General features: G+C 64.9%; 13 protein-coding genes. 6 read left to right on the forward strand and 7 right to left on the reverse strand.

Annotation, left to right across the window (positions count from 1 at the left end; translation table 11 throughout):
* Both F8K16_RS00005 and F8K16_RS00010 read left to right on the forward strand, forming a co-directional pair.
* Window positions 1-1,020 (forward strand): lytic murein transglycosylase (locus tag F8K16_RS00005; RefSeq protein ID WP_294945206.1); only part of this gene is annotated, 1,020 nt, incomplete at its 5' end.
* The gene (locus F8K16_RS00010; protein ID WP_294945209.1) at window positions 971-1,177 is read left to right on the forward strand and encodes a hypothetical protein; all 207 of its coding nucleotides are present in this window, start codon (window positions 971-973) and stop codon (window positions 1,175-1,177) included. The genes F8K16_RS00005 and F8K16_RS00010, both read left to right, overlap by 50 nt.
* Here the strand turns inward: F8K16_RS00010 and rlmH are convergent.
* The 5 genes from rlmH to tpx all read right to left on the reverse strand — a co-directional run bounded on the left by rlmH (window position 1,149) and on the right by tpx (window position 5,462).
* Window positions 1,149-1,619 (reverse strand): 23S rRNA (pseudouridine(1915)-N(3))-methyltransferase RlmH, encoded by a 471-nt coding sequence (gene rlmH / locus F8K16_RS00015; RefSeq protein WP_294945212.1) that lies wholly within the window; start codon window positions 1,617-1,619, stop codon window positions 1,149-1,151. The two genes, F8K16_RS00010 and rlmH, sit on opposite strands and share 29 nt — an antisense overlap.
* Window positions 1,616-1,969 (reverse strand): ribosome silencing factor, encoded by a 354-nt coding sequence (gene rsfS, locus F8K16_RS00020; RefSeq protein WP_294945214.1) that lies wholly within the window; start codon window positions 1,967-1,969, stop codon window positions 1,616-1,618. Before rsfS ends, rlmH begins: the two co-directional genes overlap by 4 nt.
* Window positions 1,966-2,601 carry a nicotinate-nucleotide adenylyltransferase gene (nadD, locus tag F8K16_RS00025; protein WP_294945216.1) on the reverse strand — a complete coding sequence of 212 codons (636 nt, stop codon included), beginning with the start codon at window positions 2,599-2,601 and terminating at the stop codon, window positions 1,966-1,968. Before nadD ends, rsfS begins: the two co-directional genes overlap by 4 nt.
* Window positions 2,598-4,484, reverse strand: coding sequence for a DNA topoisomerase IV subunit B (gene parE / locus F8K16_RS00030; RefSeq protein ID WP_294945218.1), 1,887 nt, complete (start codon window positions 4,482-4,484; stop codon window positions 2,598-2,600). The genes nadD and parE overlap by 4 nt, the downstream gene beginning before the upstream one ends.
* 477 nt (window positions 4,485-4,961) lie before the next feature.
* Window positions 4,962-5,462 (reverse strand): thiol peroxidase, encoded by a 501-nt coding sequence (tpx, locus tag F8K16_RS00035; protein ID WP_294945221.1) that lies wholly within the window; start codon window positions 5,460-5,462, stop codon window positions 4,962-4,964.
* Between the two features lie 80 nt (window positions 5,463-5,542).
* Here tpx and pdxH point away from each other — a divergent pair, with 80 nt between their 5' ends.
* From pdxH to F8K16_RS00050, 3 genes are read left to right on the forward strand one after another with little or no spacing between them, the layout of a single operon-like run.
* The gene (gene pdxH / locus F8K16_RS00040; RefSeq protein WP_294945223.1) at window positions 5,543-6,187 is read left to right on the forward strand and encodes a pyridoxamine 5'-phosphate oxidase; all 645 of its coding nucleotides are present in this window, start codon (window positions 5,543-5,545) and stop codon (window positions 6,185-6,187) included.
* A 29-nt stretch (window positions 6,188-6,216) separates the two neighbouring features.
* Complete coding sequence (gene ung, locus F8K16_RS00045) at window positions 6,217-6,900, forward strand: uracil-DNA glycosylase (RefSeq protein WP_294945225.1); 684 nt, start codon at window positions 6,217-6,219, stop codon at window positions 6,898-6,900.
* A 52-nt stretch (window positions 6,901-6,952) separates the two neighbouring features.
* Window positions 6,953-7,306: a hypothetical protein gene (locus F8K16_RS00050; protein WP_294945227.1), complete on the forward strand. Its 354-nt coding sequence runs from the start codon at window positions 6,953-6,955 to the stop codon at window positions 7,304-7,306.
* Window positions 7,307-7,377: 71 nt separating this feature from the next.
* On the opposite strand, the gene F8K16_RS00055 is transcribed toward F8K16_RS00050, so the two are convergent.
* Both F8K16_RS00055 and F8K16_RS00060 read right to left on the reverse strand, forming a co-directional pair.
* Window positions 7,378-7,944 carry a DJ-1 family glyoxalase III gene (locus tag F8K16_RS00055; protein WP_294945229.1) on the reverse strand — a complete coding sequence of 189 codons (567 nt, stop codon included), beginning with the start codon at window positions 7,942-7,944 and terminating at the stop codon, window positions 7,378-7,380.
* Entirely contained in the window at window positions 7,944-9,269 is a 1,326-nt protein-coding gene (locus F8K16_RS00060) for a S41 family peptidase (RefSeq protein WP_294945232.1), read from the reverse strand. Before F8K16_RS00060 ends, F8K16_RS00055 begins: the two co-directional genes overlap by 1 nt.
* A gap of 139 nt (window positions 9,270-9,408) precedes the next feature.
* Between F8K16_RS00060 and F8K16_RS00065 the strand changes: the two genes are divergently transcribed.
* Window positions 9,409-9,710: helix-turn-helix transcriptional regulator (locus tag F8K16_RS00065; protein WP_294945235.1), on the forward strand; the 302-nt coding region annotated here is incomplete at its 3' end.

Raw genomic sequence — 9,710 nt, forward strand, 5'->3', positions numbered from 1 at the left:
GTACTCACCTTCGCCCAGTATTACCGTCGCAGCGTCACACCAGAGCGCATCCGCAAGGGGCGGGCGCTGCTGAAAAAATACCGTCCCATTCTCGACAGGGTGACGAGGGAAACCGGCGTGCCGGGCCGCTTCCTCATCGCCTTCTGGGGCATGGAGACCAACTACGGCGGCTTTACCGGCAACACGCCCATCATCCGCGCACTGGCCACGCTGGCCTACGAGGGGCGGCGGGAGAAGTTCTTCACCCGCGAGCTGATCGCCGCGCTCAAGATCGTGCAGAACAACCACTTCAAGCTGCACCAGCTCAAGGGCTCATGGGCCGGCGCCATGGGGCAGGTGCAGTTCATGCCCTCCAACTACCTGCGCTACGGTCGTGACGGCAATGGTGACGGGCGCGTGGACCTTTGGAATACCCTGGAAGACGCCTTTCTCTCCGCCGGCTACTTCCTCGCCCATCTGGGCTGGCACGGCGGCGAGACCTGGGGACGGGAAGTAAAACTGACCCGACGTTTCTCCCGCTACGAGCTGGCCGACGGGGTGCGCCGGCGCAGCCTGAGCGAGTGGGCCAAGCTGGGCGTGGTCCGCGCCGATGGTCGCCCGTTGCCAAAAAAGGGCCCCATGGCGGCGCTGTGGCTGCCCATGGGCCACACGGGGCCAGCCTTTCTGCTCTATCCCAACTTCTACGTGATCAAGAAGTGGAACCACAGCTACAACTACGCCCTGTCAGTAGGGCTGCTGGCCGACGCCATCGTGGGCCGGCCATTGCGGGCCTGGCTGCCGCAAAAGCCCGCCGGCATTCCCCGCGCGCGGCTGCGCGCCATCCAGCAGGCGCTCAAGGCGCAGGGGTATGCCATCGGCAAGGTGGATGGCATTTTCGGTGGCCGTTCACGCACGGCACTGCGCAAATGGCAGCAGGAGCAGGGGCTCCCCGCCGATGGCTGGCCCTCTGAAACCATCTGGTGGAAACTGCATGAGCAGAAACAACAGGCGCAATCCCGCACCGTCGCCGACCGGCACTGAGCGCTCGCCCCGCGTGCTGCCGTGGCGCATCTGGAAGGAACAGAGCCATCTGGTGCGCCTCAACCTGCGTCTGGCGCACCTGAAGAAGCAGATGCGTGACGAGCATCCGGATGTTCGCGACGGCGATCTCAGGCGCGATGGTAAGGATGATGATTGAGCACGCTCCAGGCACGGTAGAGCTGCTCGGCGACGATGACCCGCACCAGCGGATGGGGGAAGGTCAGCTTGGACAGGGACCAAGTCCAGCGCGCCTTCTGCAACAGGCGCCCGTCCAACCCGTCCGGACCGCCCACCAGCAGCGCCACATCCTGCCCGCCTTCCAGCCACTGGGCCAGCTTGCGTGACAGGCCCACCGTGGAGACCTCCTGCCCGTATTCATCCAGCGCGATGACCAGGGCTCCCCTGGGAATGGCCGCTTCGATGGCTTCGGCCTCCTTTTCCTTGAGCCGGTCGATGCTGGCATTGCGCCCGCGGGCGGGCATGGGCAGTTCCACCAGCTTCAGGCTGCAACAGGCGGGCAGGCGCTTTGCGTATTCCTCAAAGCCGGTCTGCACCCACGCGGGCATCTTCTGCCCGATGGTGATCAGATGGATGTTCATGCGTCGGTGACGGCCTCTCCCCGCGCCGGCGTGACCGACCAGAGCTTCTCCAGCGCGTAATAGGCGCGGCTGCGCTCGGTCATCACGTGCACCACCACATCGCCCAGATCTACCAGCACCCATTCCGGATCCTGCGGCGCCTCCACGCCCAGCGGCGGGTGACCGGCGTCCTTGGCCGCCTGCGCCACCGCCTCGCCCAGCGCCTTCACATGGGTCACCGACGTGCCGGTGGCGATGATCATGTAATCGGTGAAGTCGCAGTTTTGGCGCACATCCAGCACCTGCATGTCGCGCCCCTTGCCGTCATCCAGCGTGTCGGTCACCAGCGTCCTGAGCTGTTCGGCGTTCATGCGTCTGTCACATCCTCATAGAGTCGATGGGAAGCCATATACTCTACCACGGCCTGCGGAGTGAGGAAATCGATCGGCTCGCCGGCGGCGCGCAGGCGGCGGATGGCAGTGCTGCTGATATCCAGCTGGGTCACCTCCAGCATGCCCACGGCACCGGCGGACGGTAGGTCGGCCAGCGCCCCCGTCCACACGGCGGAGCGCAAGGGCGCCGGCACCTCGGCCGGCGCGCCAGGGCGGCGCGTCACCACCAGAGCGGCCAGTTCCAGAATGTCTTCCCAGCGGTGCCAGCGGTCAAAGGCGGCGAAGGCGTCCTGCCCCATCATCAGCACCAGCTCGGCAGAGGGAAAGTCCGCTTTCAGGCTTTCCAGCGTCTCCACCATGTAGCTGGGCGCATCCCGCATCAGCTCGCGGGTGTCCAGCACGAACTGTGGTATCGGCGCGATGGCGCGGCGCACCATCTCGGCCCGCTGCGCGGCGCTGGCATGGGGGCTGTCCCGGTGCACCGGCACATGGCAGGGAATGAAGCGCATCTCGTCCAGACGGCAGGCGCGCAGCACCTCCAGCGCCGGACGCAGATGGCCGAAGTGAACGGGATCGAAGGTGCCGCCGTTGACGCCGATGCGCCGGCTCACACAGCCACCTCCGCCATGTCGCCCTTGGCCTCGAGCCAGGCGCGCCGGTCGGCGGCGCGCTTTTTGGCCAGCAGCATGTCGAGCACCTGCTCGGCCCGGCCCGGCTCCAAGGTCAGCTGCACCAACCGGCGTGTCTCCGGCGCCATGGTGGTCTCCCGAAGCTGCGCCGGGTTCATTTCGCCCAGCCCCTTGAAGCGGGTGACGGTCACCTTGCCCGGCAGCTTCTCGGCGGCCACCCGATCGAGAATGCCCTGCTTTTCCGCCTCATCCAACGCATAGAACACCTGCCTGCCCACATCGATGCGATACAGTGGTGGCATGGCCACGTAGATGTGGCCGTTTTCCACCAATGCCGGAAAGTGGCGCACGAACAACGCGATCAGCAGCGTGGCGATATGGGCACCGTCGGAGTCGGCGTCAGCCAGTATGCAAATCTTGCCGTAGCGCAGGCCGGACAGGTCGTCACTGCCCGGATCCACCCCGATGGCCACGGCAATGTCGTGAATCTCCTGCGAGGCGAGCACCTGATCGGCCGGCACTTCCCAGGCATTGAGGATCTTGCCCCGCAGCGGCATGATGGCCTGAAAGGTCTTGTCGCGCGCCTGCTTGGCGGAGCCGCCGGCGGAATCCCCTTCCACCAGAAACAGCTCTGTCAGGCTCAGGTCCGTCTCGGTGCAGTCCGCCAGCTTGCCCGGAAGCGCCGGGCCGCTGGCCACCTTCTTGCGCGCCACCTGCTTCGCCTTGCGGCTGCGCCGCTGGGCGTTGCGGATGGCCAGCTCGGCGATGGCGCGTCCCTGTTCCACATGCTGGTTGAGCCACAGCAGCAGGGCATCCCGCACCACGCCGGAGATGAACGGCACACACTCGCGCGAGGAGAGGCGCTCCTTGGTCTGGCCGGCGAACTGGGGATCCAGCATCTTGGCAGAGAGCACGAAGGCCGCATCGCGCCACACGTCCTCACCGGTGAGCTTGACGCCCCGGGGCAGCAGGCCATGCAGCTCGCAGAACTCCCGAAACGCCTCCAGCACGCCCTGCCGCAGGCCGTTGACATGGGTGCCGCCCTGCGGCGTGGGAATCAGGTTGACATAGCTCTCCTGCACCGGCGGCTCACCCTCGCTCAGCCACACCAGCGCCCAGCTGACCGCCTCGGTTTCTCCTTCCGCCTCGCCGGTGAAGCCTTCTGGCGGCAGCACCTCCGCATCGCCCACCGCCTCCAGCAGATAGTCGCGCAGGCCATCCTCATAGCGCCACTCGACGGTCTCGTCCGTCAGTTCATCATGGAAGCGCACCTTCAGGCCCGGGCACAGCACCGCCTTGGCCCGCAGCAGGTGCTTCAGCCGGCCCAGGTTGAACTTCACCGTGTCGAAAAACTGCGGGTCCGGCCAGAAGCGCACCTCCGTGCCCGTGTCCTTCTTGCGCACCTTGCCGATCTCCCGCAGCGGCTCCACGCACACACCGTGCTCAAAGGCGATGAACCACTTCTTCCCGTCCCGGCGGATGGTGACCTCCACCCGGGTGCTCAGGGCGTTGACAACGGAGACGCCCACGCCGTGCAACCCGCCGGAGAAGGTGTAGGCCTTGTTGGAGAACTTGCCGCCGGCATGCAGCCGGGTGAGGATCACCTCCACGCCGGGCGCCCCCTCCTCCGGATGAATGTCCACCGGCATGCCGCGGCCGTTGTCGCGCACGCTCAGGCTGCCATCGGCATGGTGCACCACCTCGATTTCGGTGGCGTAGCCGGCCAGTGCCTCGTCCACACTGTTGTCGATCACCTCCTGCGCCAGATGGTTGGGCCGGGTGGTGTCGGTGTACATACCCGGGCGCTTGCGCACCGGCTCAAGCCCGGTGAGCACCTCGATTTCCGCCGCCGTGTAGCCGCTCATGGATTCAGTTTCCTCGGAAAGGGTGAAAACAGGACAAAACCGGCCAAATTGTGCCGCAAGGCGCAGGGCGCGGCAAGCGCGCCGGCGCGGCACACCCCAAAATTGGGGGAGGCCCCGTCATGGAACATCTGCACGGAACACCGGCATCGGCAAAGCCACACCGGACAACTGGAAGCCGGTTCTTCAGGCTCGGGACAAGCCCGCTCAGCCCTCCCCTCCACGGCATTCGTGGCACAAAAACAGGCCGTGACGTGCCCGGCTGGCATGCGATCTCTCAATTTCAGGGGAGGCCCCGTCAAGTGGCCTTTTTGCCGGGAAAAATGGCCGGTTTTCCCGCCGCCGGAAAGTGTCCTGGCAAAAATGGGGGAGACCCCGTTGCCCGGCGTCATTGCGGACATCAGAAAGAGAAAAACAGGCCGCCCGCCGTGCGGCCGGCGCACGACACAGCAATTTCAGGGGAGCCCCCGTCCGCGGCGGCTACGCCTTCAACGCCGCCCAGGCGGCGTCGTAATCCGGCTCCTGTGCGATTTCCGGCACCAGCTGGGCGTGGCGTACCACATTGTTCTCGTCCAGCACCACCACCGCACGGGCACACAGGCTGCGCAGCGGGCCGGAAGCGATCAGCACGCCGTAGTCCCGGGCGAACTGCCGGTCGCGCATCAGCGACAGCGGCGTCACATGGCCGAGCCCGTGGGCCTCCACAAAGCGCTTCTGGGCAAAGGGCAGATCACAGGAGATGACCAGCACCGCCACATCCGGATGATCACCGGCCTGCGCATCGAACACCTGTGTGGACCTGGCGCACACGGACGTATCCAGACTGGGCACGATGCTCAGCAGCTTGGGCCGTCCCTCGAAGGCGGCCAGCCCCACATCTTCCAGCGTCTGACTGGTCAGACAGAAATCCGGAGCATGATCGCCCACACGGGGAAAGCTGCCTGACAGCTCGATGGGTTCGCCCTTGAATGTCACGCGCATGGTTCACCTCCTCTTCCTGTCTGTTGTCTGCATGCAGCTTCATTATGCAAAAAACCCGACCGGGCACTACACTAATCCCCATGCCGAACCGAGATCTGAACCTGCGCCAGCTGCGGCGCGAATACGCGGACACGCCTCTGCGCCGCCGCGATCTTGCGGACGACCCCATGATCCAGCTGCGCTGCTGGCTGGAGGACGCCCGTGCCGCCGGCGTGCGTGACCCCTCTGCCATGACCCTGGCCACGGTGGACCGTTTCGGTCAGCCGCAGGCGCGGGTGGTGCTGCTCAAGGAACTGGACGAAGGGCTGGTGTTCTACAGCCATGGCCTGAGCGACAAGGGCCGTGCGCTGGCGCTGCACCCGAAGGCGAGCCTGCTGTTTTTCTGGGACGCCCTCGACCGACAGATCCGCATCGAAGGCAGCGTGGAGCGACTGGATGCGGCCCACACCTGCGACTACTTCCACCAGCGCCCGCGCGACAGCCAGCTGGCGGCGCTGATCTCACGCCAGAGCGAGCCAGTCGCCAACCGCAATGCGCTGGAAGCGGCATGGCAGGCCGCTGACCGCGCCCACCCCGACACCGTGCCCTGCCCACGGGACTGGCACGGCTGGCGCCTGCACCCGGCCCGCTTCGAGTTCTGGCAGGGCCGGCCGAGCCGACTGCATGACCGCTTCCGCTATCAGCGCAGAGACGGCCGCTGGTGCATCGAGCGGCTGGCGCCATGACCCACCTTCAACCAGTGCGGGATTTTGTCGTGAGCGAACGTCCCATCAAACTGCATCAGAGCTGGCTCGACCATGTAGGCGACGAATTCCGCCAGCCCTACATGCAGCAGCTGCGCACCTTTCTGGTGAATGAGATGCGTGCCGGCAAACAGATCCTGCCGGAGCCGAAACTGTGGTTCAACGCCCTCAACACCACCCCCTTCGACCGGGTGAAGGTGGTCATCCTCGGGCAGGACCCCTACCCCACGCCCGGCCACGCCCACGGGCTGAGCTTCTCCGTGCCGCCCGGCGTGCGCCCGCTGCCCAAATCGCTGCAGAACATCTTCACCGAACTGCGGGACGATCTCGGCATCGACCACTTTGCCAACGGCTGCCTGCAGGGCTGGGCGGAACAGGGCGTGCTGCTGCTCAACGCCGTGCTCACCGTGGAAGCGCGCAAGCCCAACAGCCATCAGGGCAAGGGCTGGGAGCCGTTCACCGACGCGGTGGTGCAGGCGCTCAACCGCGAGCGGCAGGGGCTGGTCTTCCTGCTGTGGGGCGCCTATGCCCAGAAGAAGGGGCGCATCATCGACCCGAAGCGGCACCATGTCATCCGCTCGCCCCATCCTTCTCCACTCTCGGCACACCGGGGCTTTTTCGGCAGCCGCCCCTTCTCCCGGGCCAACGCCTGGCTCGAACAACAGGGAGTCGCTCCCATTGATTGGTCCGCCTGATGCCGGTATAGTGGCCGGGCATCTTTTTGCACAACCTGAATGAGGATACTCAATGAAACTGAAGCACACCCTGGCGCTCAGCGCCCTGATTGCCCTGGCCGCACCGGCTGCCATGAGCGCGGAGACCGCTCCGCAGGCCCATCCCCGCAGCCCCTTGGCGCAGATGCTCAACCTGACGCCGGAGCAGGAGCGCAAGATCGAAGCCATCCGGCAGAAATATCAGCAGAAGATTGAAAAGCTGGCCAAAGAAGGCGAGGCCAAGATCGAAGCCGTGCTGACGCCGGAACAGAAGAAGAAGCTGGAAGCCTTCAAGGCCAAACGCGCCGCCATGATTCAGCGCATGCGCGAGGCCATGCAGCAGCGCCGCGCCCAGGCCGCCCAGCAGGCGGGCGAGAAGAAGCAGTAAGCGAAAGCCTGCATGCGCCGATACGAAAAAGCGGGCCTTGGCCCGCTTTTTTCATACCGGCAAAAAGCGGTTCAGCACTTGGGCCGCATCAGCCCCGCCTCCACCTCCTCTCGCACGGCACGCCCCTGCAGCTTTTCCACCAGGTGCAGGGCGAAGTCCATGGCCGTGCCCGGCCCCATGGAGGTGACGATGTTGTCGTCCTCCACCACCGGTTCGGGCACATACTCCATGTCCCGGGCCGGCTGCTGGTCCAGCACGCCCGGATAGCTGGTGGCCCTGTGCCCATCCAGCAGCCCGGCCTCCCGCAACACCTGCGGCGCGGCACAGATGGCCGCCACCGGCTTGCCGGCCGCATGCATGCGGCGCAGCATCTCCAGAATGCGCGGGTCGTCACGCAGATAGTCGGCACCGGGCAGGCCACCGGGCAGCACCACCAGGTCGAAGGCCTCATCCTTCACCGCGTCCAGCGTGGTGGCCGCCAGCAGCACCGTGCCGCGGCTGGCGTGAATCTCCCGGTTGTCGTCCAGACTGGCGGAGACCACCTCCACGCCACCACGGGCGAGAATGTCCATGATGGTGACCGCCTCCAGTTCTTCACACCCCTGTGCAAGGGGCACCAGAACGCGCTTGCTGCTCATCACTTGTCCTCCATCTGCTGTGCCAGAGACATGCCCTTGACCAGATTGAGCGCTTCATACAGCTCATAATCCTTGTCCAGCAGCTTGCGGATCTCCTCACGGTCGTCCGCCTTCCTGTCGGCCTTGACCGGCTTGTCATCCTTGTGGTCCAGATGTCCTTTCAGATCCGCCTCGTGCACTTCAAGCGCATCGTCGCCGTCCACCTTCTCCACCTTCAGGCGCGGGATGGTCACGTCCGGCACGATGCCGGTGGCCTGAATGGAGCGGCCGGAAGGCGTGTAGTAGCGCGCCGTGGTGATCTTGAGCGCCGCGCCGTTGCTCAGCGGCATCAGCGTCTGCACCGAACCCTTGCCGAAGGTCTTGCGCCCGGCAATCAGGGCCCGATGATGATCCTGCAGCGCGCCGGAGACGATCTCCGAGGCGGAGGCCGTGCCCTCATTGACCAGCACCACGATGGGTCGGCCGTCCAGCACATCGCCGCTGCGGGCCTCGAACTTCATGCGCGCATCGGCCGTGCGTCCCTTGGTGTAGACGATCAGCCCGTCATTGAGGAAAGCATCCGACACCTTGACCGCGGCGGTGAGCACGCCTCCCGGATTGTTGCGCAGATCCAGCACCAGCCCCTTGAGCGGGCCGCCGTTCTTCTTCTCCAGCTTCTGGATCGCCTCGATCAGGTCCGAACCGGTGCGGATCTGGAACTGGCTGATGCGCACATAGCCGAAGCCGGGCTCCAGCAGCTTCTGCTTAACCGACTTGACCTTGATGATGGCTCGCTTGAGCTTGATCACCAGCGGCTTGTTCTCACCCTTGCGCACGATGGTCAGGGTCACCTCCGTGCCCGGCTTGCCGCGCATCAGCTTGACCGCCTCGGTCAGCGTCATACCCTTGACCGGCTTGTCATCGATCTTGATGATCAGATCCCCGCTGCGGATGCCCGCCCGCTGCGCCGGCGTGTCGTCAATGGGCGCCACCACCTTGACGAAACCGTCCTTGTCCATGCCCACTTCCATGCCCAGGCCGCCGAACTCGCCGGTGGTGTGTTCCTGCATCTCCTTGAAGGCCTTGGGCGGCAGGTAGTCGGAATGGGGGTCGAGATTGGACACCATGCCCTTGATGGCGTTTTCGATCAGCGTCTTTTCCGACACCGGCTCCACGTAGTTGCGCTCCACCAGGTTGAACACCTCGACAAAGGTGCGCAGCTCCTTCAGCGGCAGACCCCGCTGCGCCGGCTGCCGGTCTCCGGCCATGCTGCTGGCGCCCACCACGATCATGCCGCCCATCAGGGCGCCGGAGAGCATCCAGCCCAGTTTGCGTGTCCAGTTCATCTCGACTCCTTTTTGTGCCGACATAAGAATAACGTCGCTTCATTATAAAGAAGTTTGCATGACAAACCGGCGACGGCCCGATAAAATCCGCCTGACGCTTATATTCAGATAATAAGAAACACTGATACGAGAGGCCATCATGCTCAAACAGGTGGATCATCAATTCTTCGACATGCGCGAGGAGAACATCGAACAGGCCGCACGGGCGCTCAAGGCCATGGCGCATCCGTTGCGGCTGAAGATTCTGTGCGTCATCGGCGAGGACGAACTGCCGGTGATGGAGATCGTCAACAAGGTGGGCACCACGCAGAGCAACGTGTCCCAACACCTGGACATTCTGCGGGAAAAGGGAATCGTGGTCTCCCGCCGAGAAGGCAGCAAGATCCTCTGCCGGGTCAAGAGCTCGCAGATCCTTGATCTGATGGACGCGATGCAGAAGAC

Origin of the sequence: Sulfurivirga sp. (assembly GCF_015490265.1) — a bacterium.
Lineage (GTDB): Bacteria > Pseudomonadota > Gammaproteobacteria > Thiomicrospirales > Thiomicrospiraceae > Sulfurivirga.